The 20,827-nt window shown below is 42.4% G+C and carries 13 protein-coding genes, 14 tRNA genes and 2 rRNA genes; 4 read left to right on the top strand and 25 right to left on the bottom strand.

Annotated elements, in window-relative coordinates; genetic code table 11:
• Positions 1-89 precede the first annotated feature (89 nt).
• The 4 genes from menB to AT864_RS14230 are packed head-to-tail and all read right to left on the bottom strand — an operon-like array spanning position 90 to position 4,851.
• On the bottom strand, positions 90-908 hold the full coding sequence (gene menB / locus AT864_RS14245; protein WP_044745840.1) for a 1,4-dihydroxy-2-naphthoyl-CoA synthase: 819 nt from the start codon (positions 906-908) through the stop codon (positions 90-92).
• On the bottom strand, positions 898-1,722 hold the full coding sequence (menH, locus tag AT864_RS14240) for a 2-succinyl-6-hydroxy-2,4-cyclohexadiene-1-carboxylate synthase (RefSeq protein ID WP_066149999.1): 825 nt from the start codon (positions 1,720-1,722) through the stop codon (positions 898-900). Before menH ends, menB begins: the two co-directional genes overlap by 11 nt.
• Positions 1,719-3,476 carry a 2-succinyl-5-enolpyruvyl-6-hydroxy-3-cyclohexene-1-carboxylic-acid synthase gene (gene menD / locus AT864_RS14235; RefSeq protein WP_066149996.1) on the bottom strand — a complete coding sequence of 586 codons (1,758 nt, stop codon included), beginning with the start codon at positions 3,474-3,476 and terminating at the stop codon, positions 1,719-1,721. Before menD ends, menH begins: the two co-directional genes overlap by 4 nt.
• Complete coding sequence (locus AT864_RS14230) at positions 3,466-4,851, bottom strand: isochorismate synthase MenF (protein WP_066150168.1); 1,386 nt, start codon at positions 4,849-4,851, stop codon at positions 3,466-3,468. Before AT864_RS14230 ends, menD begins: the two co-directional genes overlap by 11 nt.
• A 201-nt stretch (positions 4,852-5,052) precedes the next feature.
• Between AT864_RS14230 and AT864_RS14225 the strand changes: the two genes are divergently transcribed.
• From AT864_RS14225 to AT864_RS14215, 3 genes are all read left to right on the top strand, one after another.
• Positions 5,053-5,991 carry a 1,4-dihydroxy-2-naphthoate polyprenyltransferase gene (locus AT864_RS14225; RefSeq protein ID WP_044745837.1) on the top strand — a complete coding sequence of 313 codons (939 nt, stop codon included), beginning with the start codon at positions 5,053-5,055 and terminating at the stop codon, positions 5,989-5,991.
• Positions 5,992-6,073: 82 nt separating this feature from the next.
• Entirely contained in the window at positions 6,074-6,841 is a 768-nt protein-coding gene (locus AT864_RS14220) for a yteA family sporulation protein (protein WP_066149993.1), read from the top strand.
• 338 nt (positions 6,842-7,179) lie between these two features.
• Positions 7,180-7,974 (top strand): TIGR00266 family protein, encoded by a 795-nt coding sequence (locus tag AT864_RS14215; protein ID WP_066149990.1) that lies wholly within the window; start codon positions 7,180-7,182, stop codon positions 7,972-7,974.
• Between the two features lie 210 nt (positions 7,975-8,184).
• On the opposite strand, the gene AT864_RS14205 is transcribed toward AT864_RS14215, so the two are convergent.
• The 5 genes from AT864_RS14205 to glgB are packed head-to-tail and all read right to left on the bottom strand — an operon-like array spanning position 8,185 to position 16,117.
• Entirely contained in the window at positions 8,185-10,584 is a 2,400-nt protein-coding gene (locus AT864_RS14205) for a glycogen/starch/alpha-glucan phosphorylase (protein ID WP_066149984.1), read from the bottom strand.
• Complete coding sequence (gene glgA, locus AT864_RS14200) at positions 10,574-12,028, bottom strand: glycogen synthase GlgA (protein WP_066149980.1); 1,455 nt, start codon at positions 12,026-12,028, stop codon at positions 10,574-10,576. The genes AT864_RS14205 and glgA overlap by 11 nt, the downstream gene beginning before the upstream one ends.
• Positions 12,025-13,053: a sugar phosphate nucleotidyltransferase gene (locus tag AT864_RS14195; RefSeq protein ID WP_044745831.1), complete on the bottom strand. Its 1,029-nt coding sequence runs from the start codon at positions 13,051-13,053 to the stop codon at positions 12,025-12,027. The genes glgA and AT864_RS14195 overlap by 4 nt, the downstream gene beginning before the upstream one ends.
• Before the next feature lie 6 nt (positions 13,054-13,059).
• The gene (locus tag AT864_RS14190; RefSeq protein ID WP_066149977.1) at positions 13,060-14,223 is read right to left on the bottom strand and encodes a glucose-1-phosphate adenylyltransferase; all 1,164 of its coding nucleotides are present in this window, start codon (positions 14,221-14,223) and stop codon (positions 13,060-13,062) included.
• The gene (gene glgB, locus AT864_RS14185) at positions 14,174-16,117 is read right to left on the bottom strand and encodes a 1,4-alpha-glucan branching enzyme (RefSeq protein ID WP_066149974.1); all 1,944 of its coding nucleotides are present in this window, start codon (positions 16,115-16,117) and stop codon (positions 14,174-14,176) included. The genes AT864_RS14190 and glgB overlap by 50 nt, the downstream gene beginning before the upstream one ends.
• Positions 16,118-16,832: 715 nt before the next feature.
• Here glgB and AT864_RS14180 point away from each other — a divergent pair.
• Complete coding sequence (locus tag AT864_RS14180) at positions 16,833-17,807, top strand: cation diffusion facilitator family transporter (RefSeq protein ID WP_066149970.1); 975 nt, start codon at positions 16,833-16,835, stop codon at positions 17,805-17,807.
• 383 nt (positions 17,808-18,190) lie between these two features.
• On the opposite strand, the gene AT864_RS14175 is transcribed toward AT864_RS14180, so the two are convergent.
• From AT864_RS14175 to AT864_RS14100, 16 genes are all read right to left on the bottom strand, one after another.
• A tRNA-Glu gene (locus tag AT864_RS14175) sits at positions 18,191-18,262 on the bottom strand.
• Positions 18,263-18,275: 13 nt separating this feature from the next.
• Positions 18,276-18,368: transfer RNA gene (locus tag AT864_RS14170), tRNA-Ser, on the bottom strand.
• Between the two features lie 2 nt (positions 18,369-18,370).
• A tRNA-Asn gene (locus tag AT864_RS14165) sits at positions 18,371-18,445 on the bottom strand.
• 266 nt (positions 18,446-18,711) lie between these two features.
• Positions 18,712-18,785 (bottom strand) — tRNA-Ile (locus tag AT864_RS14160).
• Positions 18,786-18,792: 7 nt separating this feature from the next.
• Positions 18,793-18,863, bottom strand: a tRNA-Gly gene (locus AT864_RS14155).
• 205 nt (positions 18,864-19,068) lie between these two features.
• Positions 19,069-19,144 (bottom strand) — tRNA-His (locus AT864_RS14150).
• Positions 19,145-19,163: 19 nt separating this feature from the next.
• Positions 19,164-19,236: transfer RNA gene (locus AT864_RS14145), tRNA-Thr, on the bottom strand.
• A gap of 169 nt (positions 19,237-19,405) precedes the next feature.
• Positions 19,406-19,481: transfer RNA gene (locus AT864_RS14140), tRNA-Phe, on the bottom strand.
• Positions 19,482-19,493: 12 nt separating this feature from the next.
• Positions 19,494-19,569: transfer RNA gene (locus AT864_RS14135), tRNA-Asp, on the bottom strand.
• Between the two features lie 12 nt (positions 19,570-19,581).
• Positions 19,582-19,658: transfer RNA gene (locus tag AT864_RS14130), tRNA-Met, on the bottom strand.
• 37 nt (positions 19,659-19,695) lie between these two features.
• A tRNA-Val gene (locus tag AT864_RS14125) sits at positions 19,696-19,771 on the bottom strand.
• A gap of 6 nt (positions 19,772-19,777) precedes the next feature.
• Positions 19,778-19,849: transfer RNA gene (locus AT864_RS14120), tRNA-Glu, on the bottom strand.
• A 14-nt stretch (positions 19,850-19,863) separates the two neighbouring features.
• Positions 19,864-19,954, bottom strand: a tRNA-Ser gene (locus AT864_RS14115).
• 4 nt (positions 19,955-19,958) lie between these two features.
• Positions 19,959-20,033: transfer RNA gene (locus AT864_RS14110), tRNA-Asn, on the bottom strand.
• A 162-nt stretch (positions 20,034-20,195) separates the two neighbouring features.
• Positions 20,196-20,312: ribosomal RNA gene (gene rrf, locus AT864_RS14105) — 5S ribosomal RNA — on the bottom strand.
• A 396-nt stretch (positions 20,313-20,708) separates the two neighbouring features.
• Positions 20,709-20,827: ribosomal RNA gene (locus tag AT864_RS14100) — 23S ribosomal RNA — on the bottom strand; the annotation flags it as partial.

Genomic DNA, 20,827 nt, shown 5'->3' with positions numbered 1-20,827 from the left:
CCTTAAAATAACGGTAGACAAAGTCTAAATGGACTTTGTCTACCGTTCTACAGCTTGATCCATCACATTCAAGCTGCTACGTTTTTGCATTATGGAAAACGCGGGAACTGTTTGAAATCCGGTTTGCGTTTTTCTTTGAACGCATCTCTTCCTTCTTTTGCCTCTTCTGTCGTATAGTAAAGTAATGTAGCATCGCCAGCAAGCTGCTGAATGCCTGCTAAGCCATCAGAGTCAGCATTGAATGCCGCTTTTAGGAAACGAATCGCTGTTGGGCTTTTTTCTAAAATTTCTTCCGCCCATTTTACCGTCTCTTCCTCTAGTTGCTCCAACGGAACCACTTTGTTGACAAGTCCCATTTCTAATGCTTCTTGAGCGTTATATTGGCGGCATAAGTACCAAATTTCACGAGCCTTTTTGTGGCCAACGATACGAGCTAAATAACCGGCTCCATAGCCTCCGTCAAAGCTTCCTACCTTCGGACCTGTTTGTCCAAAAATAGCGTTATCTGCTGCAATCGTTAAATCGCAAACAACATGCAATACATGTCCACCGCCGATCGCATAACCGGCTACCATTGCGATGACCGGTTTAGGGATCACGCGAATCAGACGCTGTAAATCCAATACGTTCAAGCGTGGGATTTGATCCTCGCCTACATAGCCACCATGGCCTCTCACTTTTTGGTCCCCGCCAGAGCAAAACGCTTTTCCGCCTGCACCCGTTAAAATAATGACGCCGATATTGGCATCATCACGAGCGTATGAAAACGCATCAATTAACTCTTGAACCGTCTTTGGACGAAAGGCATTATGTACTTCTGGACGGTTGATCGTGATTTTAGCAATGCCATTGTACGTTTCGTATAGAATATCTTCGTACTTGCGCTCAGCTACCCATTCAATCGCCATTCACACATCCTCCTCTTTCAATAAACTCATTTATTATTTTAGCAAAAATTTCTGGTTGTTCCACATGAATTGCATGTCCCGCATCGGAAATTTTCGACATGTACGAATTGGGCAGCAGTTCAACCATCTTTGACGCTATTTGGCAAAATTTCTGATCAAGTTCCCCGCAAAGAAGCAGTGTTGGGGCTTTTATTTGCGACAAGTGTTCCCACCAAGAGGGCTGTCTTCCTGTTCCCATGCCGCGCAAGCTATTCGCTAGCCCTTTGGCTTGATGCCTTAATCGTTCTGTACGAATTCGCCTTCTGGCCGTCTCAGGCAGCTGTCTTTGCGTAGCAAAAAGCGGCTGTTGCTCCCATTTGTCAATAAATGCTTGCACTCCATATTGCTCAATTTCCATCGCCAGCGCCTCATCGTTCTGAATGCGCAATTGGCGTTCCTCTTCGGTCTTTAGTCCAGGCGAGCTGCTTTCTAGCAACAATGTTTCTACTCGGTGCGGATAACGAATGGCAAAAGTAAGCGCGAGCCTTCCCCCCATCGAATAGCCAAGAACGTGAGCACGATGAATTTCCAGCTGCTGCAACAATTCATGCAAATCAGCCGCTACGCTTTCGATATGATAGCGGTCGAGTTCATCCGGACACTCTGTTAAACCATGTCCTATAATATCAACCATAACGAGCTGCCAATTTTTCCAATACGGAATAAGCGGATACCATGTTTCTGTACTCCCTGTAAAGCCGTGTAGCAATAAAAGCGGCGGACCTTCCCCATAAACTTCTACATGATAGGAAACACCGCGAATCCGTTTTTTCATAATCTTCCCCTTTTTTGAAGAAACTCTGTTATTCTCTCTGTGACATTTTTCCAAAGCCATTGATGTTTGGTTACATTTTCTTTCCTCGATGTACACAGCTCGATGACATGCAGCCCTTGAGATTGGATAGAATGCTTTACGTAATAACGGAACTCGTCCCATGTATCCACCTTTTGATAATAGCCATCATACATGCGGATAATATGCTCAAACCGCAAATCGGTCGGAGTGCCAAACAATGCTTCAAAATGCTTTTCTTGCCTTGCTTGCGGCAAAAATGAAAAAATGCCGCCTCCATTATTATTAATAACAATAATGGTCGCATGCAGCTGATAAAGCTTCGCTGCTAGCAAGCCATTTAAATCATGATAAAAGGAAAGATCGCCAATCACAAGCACAAGCGGATCGGCTTCAAGGCTAGCTCCTAAAGCGCTTGAAACAACCCCATCAATGCCATTGGCGCCACGATTCGCCATTAAGCGGATTTGCTTATCGTTCGTCATAAAAAACGTGTCGGCATCGCGAACCGGCATGCTGTTGCCGACAAATAGCGTAGACTTCTCTGGTAAAAGCTCCGTCAGCTCGATAAATACTTTTCCTTCAAACATTTCTTCTTCTTTTCCTGCTTCCAAAAGCTCTTCTTTAGCCAGCTTATTGATGTTCTGCCATAGTTGCATCCATTCGTTTGGCACACGGCGATCAGCGGACCCAAGTTCCGCTAAGCGTCGGCAAAATTCAATTTCGTCACAATAAATCATTTGCGAAGCAGTAAAAGTTGGCTCACGCCATCCGCCTTCCCCGTCCACCACAATTTGGGTAATGGACGGATGCCGCTTTAGCATAAGTAAAAGCGGTTTTGAAATCGGCATGGCACCAAATCGAATAACAACGTCTGGAAGCAGCGCTTCCGCTATTGCTGCGTCTTTAAAAATAGCATCATAGCTTTCAATAATATAGTCTTTCGTATGAGTTCCACTGCGCAACTGAGAAAGTGGATCAGCCAAAATCGGGTATTGTAGCGCTTCGGCAAGTTCAGTGACCGCTTCCGCAAATTCCGGCTCATCCATATTTCCGCAAACAATAAGGCCTTTTTCAATACATGAAAGCTGCTTATATAATTGATGAAACTGCGCATCATCTAGTGTTTTTTTACCGATAGCAATTTGAATATAAGATGCTTCCTTTTCGTTAATTTGCTCCCATGTTTGATCTGTAACAGCTGGCACAAGCGGTTCACGGAGCGGAAAATTTAAGTGGACAGGACCTCGCGGCGCACTCATCGCCACGGCTGCCGCTCTCGCTGCCATCATTCGAGCATAGCGCAGCATTTCATTTGAGCTTTCTGGAAGCGCCATATCGACAAACCATTTGGCATGCTTTCCATACAAATGAATTTGATCGATTGCCTGCGGCGCTCCGACATCGCGGAGTTCATGAGGACGATCAGCTGTAAGAACGACGAGAGGAACCCTTGAATAATAGGCCTCTACTACAGCAGGTACATAGTTTGCCGCAGCCGTTCCCGATGTACAAAGAAGAGCGACAGGTTTTCGTTTGGCTTTTGCCATCCCCAATGCAAAAAAAGCGGCAGAGCGCTCATCAATATTCATATGTACGCGCATTTTTGGATGCTCTGCCATCACCATGGCAAAAGGGGTAGAGCGCGATCCCGGACTTACGACCACATCTTCTATCCCGGTCTTGGCCAGCTCATCTACAAACGCAGAGACATACAGTGTTAAATCATCGCTCATCTTGCTTCACTCCTAATGCGGATAACATTGGTTTCAATTTCACGTTTGTTTCTTCATATTCGCTGAACGGCTCTGAATCGCCCACAACACCGCATCCCGCAAAAAGGAAAGCTTCATTTCCTTGCAGCAAACCGGAGCGAATGGCAACGGCAAACTCTCCATCTCCCATTGCATTCATCCAACCAATGGGAGCAGCATACCATCCTCGGTCTAGCGGCTCAGCTTCTCGAATCATTTCAAGCGCCTTCTCTTTTGGAGCTCCTCCAAGGGCAGGGGTCGGATGAAGCCGTTCCACAACCGAAAGCAAGGAAACACGGCTGTCGCTTTTACCGATCACAGGAGTATATAAGTGTTGAATATCTCTCATTTTTAGCAGCTGTGGTTCCGGGGAAATTTTGACATCCACACACACATCCTGCATCGCTTGTCTAATCATTTCGACAACGAACCGATGTTCGTGTAAATTTTTTTCATCCTGTAAAAGCACTTGGCCAAGGGATTCATCCTCACTGCTTGTACGTCCGCGACGAATCGAGCCAGCTAAACACGTTGAATAAAATGTATGTTCTTCTTTTTTTACAAGCTGTTCAGGGGAAGCACCGATAAAACAGCTGCCGGCTTGTTCAAATGCAAACAGATAGCTAAACGGCTGCTGCTCACACAAGTGCTCCAGCACGGCGCTTGGCGTGAGCTGTCCATCAAATTGAAGGCGTACCTCTCGCGCTAACACCACTTTATCAAAACTTCCTTGTTGTATTCCGTCAATGATTTGCCGCACAGCATGGATCCATTCATCCGTTCGGATCTCTTCGTATGTCACACAACGCGGAAGAGAGGAAGTTGGATGGAATGATTTGGTATATAACAACCCAAGCAGGCGATCAATTTCTTCAAGCATGCTCTGGTTATTTTTTGAAGGAATCGTAATCGTAATCATTGCACAGTCTTTTTTTAGAGATAATAGAACCGTCGGAACAATAAATTTTGCATTTGAAAAATGCGTCCATTTATCTGTTTTCTTTTTTAAAGGATCAAATGAAAAGCCTCCAAATAAAACAGGGGTTGCTTTCTCTTCCTCACCATGCACTTCTGTCATATTTAAAAAATCGTTCCATTTTTCTTCAATGATGGAAAAACGCGGGCCATCTCCCTCCTCATCGATGACATATGTACAGCCTATCCCAGCGTAAACAACCTCGTTTGAACGATCAGACCAATAAAAACGCTCAGAAAACGAGCTCGTTTCTCCCAGCTTAAACAAATAAACTGGGGCAATAGACGGTACGATTCCGCTCCAGCTTACAAACGGCTGACACGCGGATTTTGTTATCATCTCTAGTTTTTTTCGAATTTGATGCTGATATAAAGTCGCCACTGCCATCCCGCTTTCTTGTTATTACTAAACTTTTTGATGAAACTAGATTCCTGAAAAGTTATTATCACTTCCCATTATATATAACAGGAAATAATTTATCTATTCCTAAGGGGTTGACACCTGTGAAGGGTTTACCTACACTTATTTTGAATATTTTTTGAGCTATGCTTTGATTTTATCCTAATATGAGGGGTATGATTTATGCAATCACCATTACCTAAACATCAACCAACACCTTCGTTGAAATACAATCGAAGCTGGCGTGTATGGTGGAACCTGACACGTCCCCATACTTTGACGGCTGCTTTCGTGCCTGTTTCGATTGGAACTGCTTTAGCTTTTCGGGAAACAGCTGTTCATCTTACATTATTTTTGGCTATGCTTATTGCTTCATTATTAATTCAAGCAGCGACCAATATGTTTAATGAGTATTATGATTACAAGCGCGGCTTAGATTCCTCCGAGTCTGTTGGTATTGGCGGAGCCATTGTTCGGGAAGGAATTGCACCTAAAACCGTATTGTTGTTAGCGTTTTCCTTCATCGCAATCTCTATTCTAATTGGTGTATATATTTGTATGAACAGCAGCTGGTGGATTGCTGTCGTCGGCACGATTTGTGTAGCAGCAGGATATTTTTACACAGGCGGACCGATTCCGATTGCTTATACTCCATTCGGAGAGCTTGCGGCAGGATTTTTTATGGGACTTATCATCATTTTAATTTCCTTTTTCATTCAAACAGGAACCATTACATTCGTTCCAATTGTTGTTTCTATTCCAATTGCCATTTTAGTTGGGGCCATTTTGCTTGCTAACAATATTCGCGACCTTGACGGGGATCAGCAGCACGGACGGAAAACCCTTGCAATTTTAATCGGCAGAACCAACGCGATCCGTCTATTAGGAGGGATGTTTATCGTCTCCTTCGCTTGGATGATTGGATTAATAGCTTTACATGTCGTTTCTCCTTGGACGCTGCTTGTTTTCCTAAGCGTGCCGAAAGCTGTGGCAGCTACAAAAGGATTCATTGGAAAAACCAAACCGATTGAAATGATGCCTGCGATGAAAGCGACGGCACAAGCCAATACACAGTTTGGCTTTTTGTTGGCGATTGGGCTGCTCATCGGTCACTGGCTATAACACGGTTGCATAACCGTGTTTTTTTTTATTTTTCGTTCATACTACATCATAAAAGCGAATTTTGAGGAAGGGGTATTTCCTAATGTTAACCAATCAACAAATATCTGCCTTACAGGCACAGCTTCTAAAGGCAAAACAAGAGCTAGAGAATCGCCTTCATCATAATGATCATTTCGGCTTGGAAAGAAGCCATGCCCACGATTCAGTCGGCGAGTTAGCAAGCTACGACAATCATCCAGCTGATGAGGCAACAGAATTGTATGAGCGAGAAAAAGATTTGTCACTTAATGAGCATGCTGAAAGAGAATTAGCTGACATTCATCATGCGTTGGCGGCTATCGATGACGGAACCTATGGCATTTGTGAAACATGCGGAAAGCCGATTCCATATGAACGTCTGGAGGCATTGCCAACGACTACATTTTGCAAGGAGCATAGTGCAGATCAATCCGTTTCACACCAGCGTCCTCTTGAAGAAGGCGTGCTGATGCCCCCATTTGGAAAATTTGATTTTGATCATCGCGATGTTGTAGCGTATGATGCCGAAGATGCCTGGCAAGATGTAGCACAATACGGAACATCCGATACACCATCCGATCTTTGGCAGGATGTGGACCATTATAACGAAGCATACGCAGAAGCAACAGAAAACGTAGGATATGTCGAGGATTTCGAAAACTTTGCTGCTGTTGATTTATATGGTCAGCAGATGGCCGTTTACCCTACGCAGAAACATCAAAGCTTTGAACGTGTATTAGATGAAGAACAGATCATGTCAAATATCGGCGATTTACCAGCATATGAAAAGGAGCCTTATACGCTAGACGAAACTAAACCAAAAAGATCTTAAGATGAAAAAGGCCATGGATCTGCATCCTGTTATAAGCAGCACTGGCCTTTTTATTCGCACACTCAGCTCTCCATCATCCTAAAGCAAAACAGAAAAGCAGCATTTTCAAACATCCTAACCGATATAAAAAACACCTTAACATGTGGGATTTTGCAACGCCTCCCCCTAACGAAGGCAAGCCGCCCGCTCGCCTCCGACTAGCAACATTTCGTCAAGGATTGGTTCGATTTTTAAGTTATATTGATAGAAAAAACATTGGTTTGTTAGTGAAACTAAAAGGGATTTCCTTCCGTATAAAGAATAGATTCATCATAAAAAGTCATTTAGAGGTGAAAAAAATGAATGCACACGACATTGACTACACCCTGCATGGAGATGACATGCAGTTCGTAGAAATCGAATTAGATCCACAAGAAAGTGTTATTGCTGAGGCAGGCGGCATGATGATGATGGAAGATGGAATTGAAATGGAAACGATTTTTGGTGATGGAGCAAGCACCGGCAAAGGATTTCTTAGCAAGCTTGTTGGTGCCGGAAAACGTCTCTTGACCGGAGAAAGTTTGTTCATGACCGTCTTTACGAATAACGGAACAGATAAAAGACGCGTCGCCTTTGCCGCTCCTTATCCCGGAAAGATTATCCCTGTTGATTTAAGCGAGCTAGGCGGTAAAATCATTTGTCAAAAGGATTCGTTCCTTTGCGCTGCTAAAGGAGTCTCCGTCGGCATCGACTTTCAGCGAAAGCTCGGTACCGGCTTCTTTGGCGGTGAAGGGTTTATCATGCAAAAGCTGGAAGGAGATGGACTTGCCTTTTTGCATGCTGGGGGAACCATTTACAAGCGTGAGCTTCAGCCTGGGGAAAAACTGCGAATCGATACGGGTTGCTTAGTCGCTATGACAAAAGAAGTGAACTACGATATCGAGTATGTCGGCAAAATCAAAACAGCCTTTTTCGGCGGAGAGGGGTTATTTTTTGCTACGTTAAGCGGTCCGGGAAGCGTTTGGGTGCAATCGCTGCCGTTCAGCCGTCTCGCTGATCGCATTATCGCTTCCGCTCCAAGCTCAGGTGGCCGATCTGTAGGCGAGGGAAGCATTCTTGGAGGCATTGGAGATTTGCTCAATGGAGACGATTAATCTCTTATGTATAAAAGAGGGCACAGATGGTTCTGTGCCCTCCATACTTCATCCTGCGTCATTGGCTCTATTCCTTGTTTACCAAGCGTTTATTTTCAATCCCGACTGATGTAGTTGAACGGATGATGCGTCAAATGATTGTAGACATAATCAAGATGGACGTTGTCGACAACCTAGAGAACACAGATGGCACTGTGTTCTTCTTGTTCATTAGATAAGAGGATGAATGTCCCATATTTCATTTGCATATTCTTGAATGGTTCGGTCGCTTGAGAAATGGCCCGAATGAGCAATATTGATCGCGCTCATTTCCATCCATTTTTCCCTATCCTGGTACACTTCGGAGATTTTTTCTTGCGTTTCGGCATAATCAGCAAAATCGCGCAGCACAAAATATTCATCATTTTGCATTAAAAGCGAATCGTAAATCGGTTCAAAATGATCGTGCGCGTCTGGAAAAAATCCATTGACTAACTGATCAACGACTTGCTTGATTCTTCGATCATGGTGATAATACTCATGAGAACGATAACCACCATTCTGATAATAATTCAAAACTTCCTCAGCCGTTAATCCGAAGATGAAAATATTCTCCTTGCCTACTTCCTCAAAAATTTCAATATTGGCTCCATCCATCGTGCCAATGGTAATGGCACCGTTCATCATAAATTTCATATTCCCTGTTCCCGAAGCTTCCTTGCTAGCTGTGGAAATCTGCTCGCTAATATCGGCTGCCGGAAAAATATCCTCTGCTAAAGATACGCGATAGTTCTCTAAAAAAATCACTTTCAGCTGTTCATTTGTTTGGGGATCATGATTTACTTTTTCCGCAAGAGAATTAATCAGCTTAATAATTCGCTTCGCATAATAATAGCCTGGCGAAGCCTTTGCCCCGAAAATAAAGGTACGAGGATAAATCGAAAAGCTCGAATCCTCTTTCAATCGATTGTAAAGGTACATAATGTGCAAAACGTTCAAAAGCTGGCGTTTATAAGCATGAAGCCGTTTAACCTGCACATCAAAAATCGAAGACTCGTCAACGGCGATGCCAGTTTGCTCGTAAATGCGTTTAGCTAAAATCGCCTTTCGCTGCTGCTTTACTTTAGCCAATGCTCTTTGAAAAGAGCGGTCTGATGCATAGGACGTTAAATCGAGCAGCGTTTCCGGCCGCTGAATCCACCGTGCTCCAATCGCTTCCGTAATTAACGAAGCAAGCTGCGGATTTGCTTTTAGCAACCAGCGGCGATGCGTAATGCCATTGGTTTTATTATTAAATTTTTGCGGAAATACTTCATAAAATTGCTTCATTTCACGTTTTTTTAAGATTTCCGAATGAAGCTTTGCCACTCCGTTTACACGATAACTTCCGACCACTGCTAAGTGGGCCATTTTAACAAGTCCATGAGCAATAATCGCCATATCCTCAATTCGTTTCCATTCACCTGGATACTTATTCCATAAACCACGACAAAAGCGCTCATTAATTTCTTCGACAATCATGTAAATGCGTGGAAGCAATGGCTGAAAAATATGAATGGGCCATTTCTCTAACGCTTCTGATAATGTTGTGTGATTCGTATAAGACACTGTGTTCGTCGTAATCTCCCATGCATCTTCCCAGCTCATTCCTTCTTCGTCCAACAACACCCTCATTAACTCTGGAATCGCTAAAACTGGATGCGTATCATTCACATGAATGGCTACATGCTTATGCAAGTTAGATAAATTCCCGTACTGACGACGATGAGCGCGAACAATGCTTCCGACACTCGCCGCTACAAGAAAATATTGCTGTTTAAGACGTAAAATTTTCCCCTCATCGTGCGTATCATCTGGATATAGAAATTCTGAAATAGCTTCCGTTTCCCGCTTATACTGCATGATACTTTTATGTTTAGGAAAGGTTTTAGAAGGTTCGGCGCTCCAAAGGCGAAGAGTATTAACCGTTTTGGTTCCATAGCCAATCACAGGCATATCGTAGGGAACAGCTGTTACTTTTTCGCTATCTGTATGACGGAATACCAGCCTTCCTCCTTCATTTGATACCTCTACCTTTCCCCAGAAGTTCACTTCAATTGCTAAATCTTCCTTTCTCACCTCCCAAACATTCCCATGTCTCAACCATTGCTCTGGAAGCTCCACTTGATAGCCATCGACAATTTTTTGATCAAACAGCCCATGCTTATATCGTATTCCACAGCCATGTCCGGGCAAATTTAACGAAGCAAGAGAATCCAAAAAACAAGCGGCAAGGCGGCCAAGACCGCCATTCCCTAGTCCCGCATCCGCCTCGCTTTCCTCAATTTCTTCTAAATCAATGCCCAGCTCTTTTAATCCTTTTTCGACTACATCACGGATTCCAAGATTTAATAAGTTACTTCCCAAAAGACGGCCAAGCAGAAATTCAATGGATAGATAATACACCTGCTTGCTGCTTTTCGCGCGACTCCGCTCATTTGTCCGAATCCAATCCTGGCTTATATATTCGCGAACCATATTCCCTAACGTATGATATTGATCGCGCACGGTCGATTCCTCAAACCGCTTTCCATACATCATCTCAAGTCTTCTTAAAAAAACCATTTTAAACTCTTCTTTGTTAGAGAACATGACTTCCACTCCCAGCCATTAATTCGTCATAAAGCTGATTATACTTAAACGCCGACTGCGCCCAGCTGTAATCTCGGCTCATCGCTTCTTTCACAAGCTTTTCCCATATTTCTTTTTGCTTATAAAATTCAAGCGCTCGACGAATGGTATACAGCATATCATGCGCATTAAAATTTTTAAAACTAAATCCATTGCCTTCACCCGTAAACTCATTAAACGATTGGACAGTATCGTTTAATCCGCCTGTTTCTCGCACAATTGGAATCGCGCCATATCGCAATGCAATTAATTGCGCCAAGCCGCACGGCTCAAACTGGGATGGCATTAAAAATAAATCGGTGCCTGCATAGATTTGATGAGCCAGCTCTTCGTTAAATCCAATATATACTTTTACTTGATGAGGATATGTCATCGCCATTTCATGAAAGAAATGTTCGAACTCCCGATCTCCCGTTCCCAGAACAATAAACTGGACATTTTCCGCAATGATTTCATGAAATACACATTTCACTAAATCAAGTCCTTTTTGCTTCGTTAGACGGGTCACCATGGCGATAATCGGCGTATCTTCTTCGCTGCGCAAACCGAATTTTTGCCTGAGCGCTTGCTTATTAATTTCTTTGCGCGCAATCGTGAACTGATCATATGGAATCGCAATGTGCTGGTCTTTTTTTGGATTATATATTTCATCATCAATTCCGTTTAATATGCCGAAAAGATCGCGTCGGCGAGCTCTCAGAAGCCCATCGAGCTTTTCTCCGTAATATTCCGTTTGAATTTCTTCTTTGTAGGTGGGACTAACAGTCGTAATCATATTTGCAGACACAAGAGCTGCTTTCATAAAGCTGACGTTCCCATAAAACTCTAAATAATCAATCGTAAAATAGCGCTCACTGCTCAAATTAAGCAAATCCTCTAAAATGCCGCGAGGGAAAATCCCTTGAAACTGTAAATTATGAATCGTAAATACCGTGCGGATATGTCCATAAAACGAATTGTTTTTATACTCTTCCCGTAATAAAAATGGAATCATCCCTGTATGCCAATCATGGCAATGAATAATTTGCGGCTGGAAGGAAATAGCAGGAAGTGCATCTAAAACAGCTCGACAGAAATAGGAAAATCGTTCTCCGTCGTCATAATGGCCATATAAACTATCACGTTTAAAATAGTATTCGTTGTCGATAAAATAATAGACAACTCCTTCGTATTCCAGCATTTCAACTCCGCAATATTGACGGCGCCAGCCGACTCGAACAACCAGCTCCGCGACCTTTTTCATTTGCTTTTTAAATTCTTCCGAAATCATTCCATATTTAGGAAGCATCACACGGATATCTGTGCCTAATCGTTTGAGTTCTTTCGGCAACGCGCCAGCTACATCTGCCAAACCGCCCGACTTCACAAAGGGTACGCATTCTGACACAACAAACAAAATTTTCACTGATTCATCAACTCTCCTTGTACAGTTCCTTTACGAACAACAAATGGATGCTGCTCCGAACCTACGATCTTAACGCCATTTTCAACCTTCACATCTTTATCCACAATAACAGAATTCAGCTCGCATTGTTCACCAATATGGCTTTTCTGCATAATAATACTGTTTTTAACAACCGTCCCCTTTTCTATTTTTACTGCTCGAAAAATAATGCTGTTTTCAACATGTCCTTCGATCATGCATCCATTAGCCACTATTGAATTTTTGACAACAGCATTTTCTGTATATTTAGTAGGCGGCGCATCCTTCACTTTTGTATAAATAGGACGCGATTTAACAAATAGCTGATTCCAAATGGTTGGATTAAGCAGCTCTAAGCTATGACGAAAATAGCTTTCGATAGAGTCAATGACAGCCACATATCCATAATGCTCATAATCACATATTTTCAATTGATGAAGATGATCGTGGACAACATCGATGATGCTATTGTAGCCTGTATGAATTCGGTTCGCAATTAAATCCAGAAGGAGAGAGGTTTCTAGCACGAACATTCCAAGCGAACGGCCTTGATGACGTATTTCTGTAATATCGCACTGATTATCGATATGACGCTTTAACACAGCCTCATAGTCAATATTGCAAACGGTATAGCTATTGCAAATGAGCGCATACTTTTGTTTGCTGCGTAAAAAGTAGTCAATATGCTGTTCAAAATGTTGGAAAGCCCCTAAATGATGCGCCGGAATATTTAAATCTGAGGAAGGAAAGAAAAAGAGCCCATCTCGTTTTCGACTCAAATCCCAATTTTTCCCTGAACCTAAATGATCCATCAATGATCGATAGTGATACTTTGGGAAAATAGCGATGCTTTGCATACCTGAGTTCACCATGTTTGATAGGACAAAATCTATTAAGCGGTATCTTCCTGCAAATGGAATTGCTGCAATGGAACGATGCAGCGTCAGCTCATATAGCGACTCCATATACCTTGTGTCATCTATTACCCCTAACATCGTTTTATTCATCGCTGTTCATCCTTTCTCAACGATTTCTGAGCTCTGTGCCTGCAACCATTCTTGTGTAACAAGAAAAATCTCATCATCAAATGCAGACGGGCGAATGACCATTCCCGGCGGGATCTCAAGCTCTGACGGTACAATGGCTCTTTCAATATAGGCATTTTCACCAATCACTACATCCGGCATAATGACACAGTCTCTCACAATCGCTCCCTTTTGAACATAAACTCCCTGAAAAACAACGGAATGGTCAATGGTTCCCTCAATAATGCATCCTTCATTCACCAGCGAGTTAATCACTATTGCATCTGGAGAGATATACTGAGGAGGTTGATTTGGATTAACGGAATAGATCTTCCATGATTGATCAAACAAATTTAATTCACATTCTGGATCTAATAAATCCATATTTGCCTCCCACAGGCTTTTCACTGTTCCGACATCCTTCCAATATCCTTTAAATGGATAAGCCATAAGCCGTTTCTTTTCTTTCAATAATAGCGGAATCACATCTTTGCCAAAGTCATGACTTGAACTCGGATTTTCATTGTCGATTTGCAAGTATTCCTTTAAAACACTCCAATTAAAAATATAAATTCCCATAGAAGCGAGGTTGTTTTTTGGGGCAGACGGTTTTTCTTCAAACTCTACAATCCGCATTTCTTTGTCTGTGTTCATGATACCAAATCGGCTCGCTTCGGCCCAAGGCACTTCAATAACAGAAATCGTCACATCCGCATTTTTGGCGATATGATAATCCAGCATTTTGGCGTAATTCATCTTATAAATGTGGTCACCTGAAAGAATCAACACATATTCCGGATCATACTGCTCAATATAGTTCATGTTTTGATAAATGGCGTGCGCTGTTCCTTCATACCATTTTACCCCAGATGATTCAGAATACGGGGGTAAAACGGTCACTCCTCCATTTCTTCGATCTAAATCCCAAGCGCTGCCAATACCAATATATGAGTGTAGAAGAAGCGGCTGATATTGAGTCAATATTCCTACCGTATCAATACCGGAATTGGAGCAGTTGCTTAGCGTAAAATCAATGATTCGATATTTTCCTCCAAACGGAACGGCTGGTTTGGCTAGCTGTTTGGTCAATGAATTTAATCGACTACCTTGTCCGCCGGCCAACAACATGGCGACGCATCTTTTCTTCACCATCTACACTTCTCTCCCCTCGTTTTTTCATTGGGCGCAACACAGAAATTCCAAAAGGTGGGATAGTCATTTCGATGTGGTATGGTTTTCCATGAAACGGCTCTTCTAGAGCAGTCATCGGTTTTTTATTAATATAACCACATCCTCCATATAGGGAAGCGTCGCTGTTAAAAGCTTCCTTATACGTGGCAAGCAGCGGAACGCCTACCTTGTAATCATGGTATGCCGTTCCAGTAAAGTTACAAACGACAACTAATATATCATTCTCTTTATTGCTTTTTCGAACAAACGAAAAGATGCTCTGTTCAGCGTTATGCACATCAATCCATTCGAACCCTTCTGGCGAATGATCCAGCTCATAAAGAGGCTTATGACGTTTGTAAAACTTTATTAAGTCTTTCACATACACACTCATTTTTCTATGCATCTCAAAATCAAATAACATCCAATCAAGTTGATCCAAATCCTTCCATTCATCAAATTGACCGAATTCCCCTCCCATAAACAATAATTTTTTTCCTGGATGAGTAGCTAAATACCCATATAATAATCGCAGTTGCGCAAATTTCTGCTCATATTCGCCAGGCATTTTATTTAATAATGATTTTTTTCCGTGCACTACCTCATCATGTGAAAATGGCAAAATAAAATTTTCTGAGTATGCGTATAGCAAAGAAAAAGTAACTTTATGATGCAGATATTTACGATGTTCGGGAGCCGCCTCCATATAGGTCAGAATGTCGTTCATCCAGCCCATATTCCATTTATAATTAAACCCTAAGCCTCCTTCATAAGTCGGCGCAGTCACCTTCGGCCAATCTGTAGAATCTTCAGCAATCATTAACAATGAAGGATCATAGGAAAAGACAGCTTCATTTAGTTTCTGCAAAAATTCCACGGCGTAGGGGTTTTTATGAAGGACATGACTGTTGGGCCAATAAAGCATATTAGCTACTGCATCAACGCGAAAGCCGTCAATATGGAAATACTCCATCCAAAATAATGCATTCGAGATGAGAAAGCTTCGAACCTCAGGCTTCCCTAGATCAAAATTGGCTGTTCCCCACACCGGATTCTCACGATCCTGTATATTGACATATTCATATGTTGGGGCTCCATCAAACATGTATAGGCCATGTGCATCTTTACAAAAATGACCAGGGACCCAGTCTAAAATCACTCCTATTCCAGCTTGATGGCACTGATCAATAAAAAACATGAAATCATGTGGAGTTCCATAGCGGCTTGTAGCGGAATAATATCCTGTTCCTTGATATCCCCATGAGCGATCGAGCGGATGCTCAATTAAGGGAAGCAGTTCAATGTGAGTAAACCCATTTTGCACTACATAAGGGATTAGTTCTTCTGCTAGCTCTTGATAGGAGTAAAAGCTTCTATCTTCCTTCTTTTTCCATGAACCTAAATGAACTTCATAAATGAATAACGGTTGATCGTAAGCTGGTTTGCGGCGTTTCTTTCGCTGCCACGCTTTATCATTCCAATGATATCCATCTAATGAATATACAATAGAGGCCGTACGAGGACGAAGTTCGGAATAAAATGCATATGGATCCGCTTTAAGGAGTACTTGCTCATTTTCCGTAAAAATTTCATATTTATATAAGTGTCCCTCTAAATTTTCAGGGATAAATATGGTCCATACGCCTTGATCGTTTATTTTGGTAAGTGGGTGATCTTTCCCGTTCCAGTTGTTAAAGCTCCCTACAAGTCGCACAGCACGCGCATGAGGAGCCCATACACTAAATCTTGTTCCAACCACCCCTTCATTTCTTACGATATGAGCGCCAAACATTTTATAGCTTTTATATAAGCTTCCTTCATGAAACAAATGAACCTCAAAATCTGTGGGATTTGTTGCTATCAACGAGCATCTCATCCTTTCACTATAATTTTTTTATTTTGCCAATATTTCATTACGATCCTAATTGCTCCATGTTAAATGAAAGATGAAGCAGTTTGTTTTTTCTTCTGAACCAACATCTTCTTTTTTCCATTGTCCAACGCCATACACTGCTTCACTTATTGGCTTATCCATTAGTATTTATTTAATTAGATTCGACATTGATTTATAAATTCCTTGATAAAATGTGTTTATATTTTATGACAATTCTCACCAGGAAATTTCATACAAAAAGAGGATGAAGGGATTCTCTTTTTCCCCTGCTTTTGCTTGTTCAATCATTGGATGTCCAAACAATATTATTTTTCAGGCTAAACCATTAGATTCGCGAACAATTTGTTGCTTTGCCACGCGTTTATGTGATGAAAGATAGGCTACAAACCTCTGTGCACACATTCGTCATATTCTTTTCTAGAGTCGCTTTGCTCAATCTTCAAGCTATATTTATTATGATTGACTGATAAACATTCCCTTATCTCGCGCAATTTCCAGCTATATGCCCTTTCTCTTATAGGATGGACACAATAAGGCATTTGCCACTCTCGGAGAACAAGCGGCTATATTATGAACAAAAGATTAAGATAAGAAGCTTTCAAAAATGGTACAAAGCTATGATTTGCAAATTGCTTGTTTACGGCATATAATTTATAATAAATATCTAATGATAATTATTCTAAAAAAGAGGTGTATTATGAGTTACTCTGACTATCATCACCTGCCTCATGTCAAAGAACAAAACAAATCAAAACGAACATTATGGATTACCCTTTCCCTAACGCTGTTTTTTGCCCTTGTTGAAGTCATTGGCGGAGTTTTATCTAATTCGCTTGCACTTCTTTCTGATTCAGCTCATATGGCCTCAGATGTGCTGGCGCTCATTTTGAGTATGGTTGCTCTGTATCTCGCATCGCGGCAGCCCAATAAAACATTTACGTTTGGATATTTGCGATTTGAGATTATTGCTTCCTTTTTAAACGGATTGGCACTTGCAATGATCGCTATTGGCATCTTTATCGAAGGAATTCGACGGTTCATTCATCCTGAGCCTGTTCATTTTCAGCTGATGCTTACAATTGCTACAATTGGGCTGATCGTTAATCTTATCTTAACAATCGTCCTTAGCAGAAGCACAAAAGAAGAGGAAAATTTAAATGTGAAAAGCGCTTTATGGCATTTTATCGGCGATCTTTTGAGTTCAATCGGAGTTATCGCTTCAGCTATTATCATCTATTTCACGGAATTTGCCTTAATAGATCCATTGATTAGTATGATTATAGGAGGAATTATTTTTACAGGAGGAGCAAAAATCATCCGCGAATCGTACTTTATTCTTATGGATTCTGTTCCATCGCAGTTTGATCTTGAGCAAATACGCTCTGACATTAGCGGTATTAAAGGGGTAGAAGATGTACATGACATGCACATTTGGGCGATTTCTTCCGACCATTATTCCTTAACTGCTCACGTATTTATCAATGAACACATTCAGCCATTCTGTGTTATTTTAGCCATTAATGAAATGCTGGAAAGGAAATATAGAATTAAACATTCCACGATTCAAATTGAACATGCTTACTTTCATGATCATGGAGAGTACGGAGAAAAATTTCTTCGCCAAAAAAACAAAGCACCAAAAAAGCCGAGTAGCCCTAACGAATCATTTTGAGTTTAGGGAATATGAACATGAGTAGAAAAATTATGCCGACCTTTCTGTTTTTATGGTCGGCCTTTCTTTGTATTTATTATTTATTTACATTTGACATTTTGTCAAGTTAAAAATTCGGAATAATCAAAAACAGAAATGCACAATATTATATAGATCAAGTTTTTTTATAAATTTTTCTTTCTAAATAATTGGAGGAACGAATATTTTTGAGGCGTATGATGTAACTTATTATGTTAACATAATAGAGTTATACCGTTTTTCCACGGTCGGTGATCGAGCATCATCTCTTCTCCCGTGTGTTTTGAAGATGACACTCGTTTTATCTTTAAATGATTTTATATAAAGTAAAAAACACTATGCTTTAGCACAGTGCTTTTTACTTATGACCCGTACGGGATTCGAACCCGTGTTACCGCCGTGAAAGGGCGGTGTCTTAACCACTTGACCAACGGGCCTTGCATTCAGCAGTGGCGGAGAAGGCGGGATTTGAACCCGCGCGCCGCAAAAACGCGACCTAACGGTTTAGCAAACCGTCCCCTTCAGCCACTTGGGTACTTCTCCAATGGCTCCGCAAGTAGGATTCGAACCTACGACCTACCGGTTAACAGCCGGTTGCTCTACCGCTGAGCTATTGCGGAATAGTGGATAAACACAAAAACTAACGAATCATTATTCATATTTTTCTACTGCCTCTTCCTCTTCAAGACATTCGAAGAAGCACAGTGCGTCGAGGCAACTCGCTGTTTGCTCAGAGAGGAAATGCTCGTCGCTGAGCGATTGCGGAATAGTAGATGAAAACAAAAGCTAACTGACCAATGTTATAGAAGAAATTCACAGAACACCTATAGATGGGCAACACATGTCACCAAACTTTATGCAAAGAAACGCTTTACAAAAAGAAAGATGGGCCTAAGTGGACTTGAACCACCGACCTCACGCTTATCAGGCGTGCGCTCTAACCAGCTGAGCTATAGGCCCGTATACAAGCGGGTGATGGGAATCGAACCCACGACATCAGCTTGGAAGGCTGAGGTTTTACCACTAAACTACACCCGCATAATTATCAAATTTTTTATTACAAATTTCTAGTATCCCGATATACCATGCCTCTTCCTCTACCAGTTCATTCTAAGATGCTTTGTGCGTCGAGGCAACTCGTCGCCTATTCAATGATGTATCGCTCGTGGCTGAGGTTTTACCATTAAACTACATCCGCGCAATTATCAAATCTTTTATCACAAATGTCTTGGGATAATATGTATGGGGCGACTAGTGGGAATCGAACCCACGAATGCCAGAGCCACAATCTGGTGCGTTAACCACTTCGCCATAGCCGCCATTACTTTAATAAATCGATGCCGGCTGCAGGACTTGAACCCGCAACCTACTGATTACAAGTCAGTTGCTCTACCAATTGAGCTAAGCCGGCTTTATCTATAGAACTAACCATAAAAGCACATGTTCTGTGCCTCTTCCTCTTCAAGACATTTCAAGATGTCCAATGCGTCGAGGCAACTCGCAGTCATTTCACCGATGCTCCGCTCGTCTCTACCAATTGAGCTAAGCCGGCATTCATAAGATGCGTTGGATAAAATAAATGGTGGCTCGGGACGGAATCGAACCGCCGACACAAGGATTTTCAGTCCTTTGCTCTACCGACTGAGCTACCGAGCCATACATATTTTATGGCGGTCCCGACGGGACTCGAACCCGCGATCTCCTGCGTGACAGGCAGGCATGTTAACCACTACACTACGGGACCAACCGTTTTATTTGGTTGCGGGGGCAGGATTTGAACCTGCGACCTTCGGGTTATGAGCCCGACGAGCTACCAGGCTGCTCCACCCCGCGATGACAAAATTATATTTTTTTCAATCAATAGTATGTATGGTGGAGGATGACGGGATCGAACCGCCGACCCCTTGCTTGTAAGGCAAGTGCTCTCCCAGCTGAGCTAATCCTCCTAAAAGTGACCCGTACGGGATTCGAACCCGTGTTACCGCCGTGAAAGGGCGGTGTCTTAACCACTTGACCAACGGGCCATTACATGAAATAGTGGCGGAGAGCAAGGGATTCGAACCCTTGAGACGCTGTTAACGTCTACACGATTTCCAATCGTGCTCCTTCGACCACTCGGACAGCTCTCCAAAATGGCTCCGCAAGTAGGATTCGAACCTACGACCTACCGGTTAACAGCCGGTTGCTCTACCGCTGAGCTATTGCGGAATAGTGGATAAACACAAAAACTAACGAATCATTATTCGTATTTTTCTACTGCCTCTTCCTCTTCAAGACATTCGAAGAAGCACAATGCGTCGAGGCAACTCGCTGTTTGCTCAGAGAGGAAATGCTCGTCGCTGAGCGATTGCGGAATATGTTTAATATAAAGCCTAGCAACGTCCTACTCTTGCAGGGGCGTTAGCCCCAACTACCATCGGCGCTGGAGAGCTTAACTTCCGTGTTCGGGATGGGAACGGGTGTGACCTCTCCGCCATCATCACTAGGCTTATTATTTCAAACAGACAAGTATTATTATAATGAGCATTCCGCTCATGTCAAGAATTTTTGAAAACTTTTTTAGTTCTTTCAAAACCAGATAACAGATCATGGAAGAAAGGATAGGCGGTGCTTTTCTTGGTGTCTAGCTCCACTTTTCGTATTGTCTAATTCCAGCTCGCAGCGCCTCGTGGAAAATCATCTCCCTCCATCGACATGCAAGCATGTCTCGTCGGAAGAATATTTTCCTTCCGGCGCTAAGCGCTCGCTTCCACTTTTCGTATTGTCTAGTTCCGCAAGCTGCATCCTACGGTCGTTTCCGCTTCTTCTGTCCCAGTCTCCTGACTTGTCCGTCAGAAGCTTGAACGCCTTATGGATGCAAGCGAGCTTGCTCCCTTTTTCGTATTGGTTAAGTCCTCGATCGATTAGTATCCGTCAGCTGCACGTGTCGCCACGCTTCCACCTCGGACCTATCTACCTCGTCATCTTCGAGGGATCTTACTTGCTTATGCAATGGGAAATCT

Source organism: Anoxybacillus sp. P3H1B, from assembly GCF_001560855.1.
GTDB lineage: Bacteria > Bacillota > Bacilli > Bacillales > Anoxybacillaceae > Anoxybacteroides > Anoxybacteroides rupiense.
Note: the sequence above shows the minus strand (reverse complement) of the source record. Positions and strands in the feature narration are given on the sequence as shown.